The sequence below is a fragment of the Rhizobium sp. Leaf321 genome (genome assembly GCF_001423215.1).
GTDB classification, from domain to species: Bacteria; Pseudomonadota; Alphaproteobacteria; order Rhizobiales; family Rhizobiaceae; genus Neorhizobium; species Neorhizobium soli.
The window spans coordinates 133,034-133,925 of the sequence record NZ_LMOF01000004.1 but is presented as its reverse complement, the minus strand read 5'-3'; the positions used below and the strand labels follow the sequence as shown (position 1 = coordinate 133,925).

General features: G+C 55.0%; 1 protein-coding gene. It reads right to left on the bottom strand.

Going from position 1 to position 892, the window contains the following annotated elements; genetic code table 11:
- Positions 1 to 870 (bottom strand): GGDEF domain-containing protein (locus ASF70_RS24515; protein WP_244473936.1); only part of this gene is annotated, 870 nt, incomplete at its 3' end.
- Positions 871 to 892: the final 22 nt, after the last annotated feature.

Here is an 892-nt window from a genome sequence, read left to right as displayed (position 1 = left end):
CCGACGCAAGCGCATCAGAGCCTCTGCAGCCGCCACTCTGCCCGTCTGAACATTTCGGATCGGTTGATAGACGAGGGATACAAGCCGCTGGTTTACCGCGACCTTCAAGATCGCTGCTATGTCTTCCTCGTCATCCCGTGTCCTCGCGTCACCAGGATCGAAGACCACCACCGTGTTCCGACCGCCTTTCTTCGCAGCGTAAAGGGCAAGATCAGCTTCGTGGACAACTCGGTCGAGGTGCTTGGTCTGGTTCCTGGCGAACGACAATCCGATGCTGACCGTAACGATCGAGGTTCCATCTCGTCGGTTCTCATGAGGTAAAGCCAGCGTACGTATGGCGGACTTGATCGCTTCTGCAAAAGCGATGGCGTCCTCAACGCTTTGATGTTGCGCAATGATGATGAATTCCTCGCCGCCGTAACGCGCAATCCGGGCTCCGTGCGAATTCACAACCGCCCGGAGAAGATGGGACACAGCGACAAGGCACCGATCACCCTCTTGGTGCCCATAGCGGTCGTTGTATCGTTTGAAATAATCGACATCGAGCAGCAGCACATAGAACATCGACCTATGGTCAACCCAACGTTGCCAGTAATCACGTAGTCGCTCATCGATAGCCCGCCGGTTTTCAAGCCCGGTGAGCGGGTCAGTCTTCGACAAAAGGAGGAGAGCCTTACCCCTCTCCTCTGCCGCGTTGTGCTGGACACGGGCCTCGAGTGCGTTGAGGAACACGTTGTAACGCTCTCGGTTGAGTTTCAGGTTCACGTATGAAGTGAATATGAAGCACGAGATACAGAAAGCTCCGAGGATCAGCTTATAAAGCGGCAACATGGGTGAATACAGGTAGAGCGTGCCCAGAAAGATGAGCATATTCGCTGCAGAGGCTGTGAGC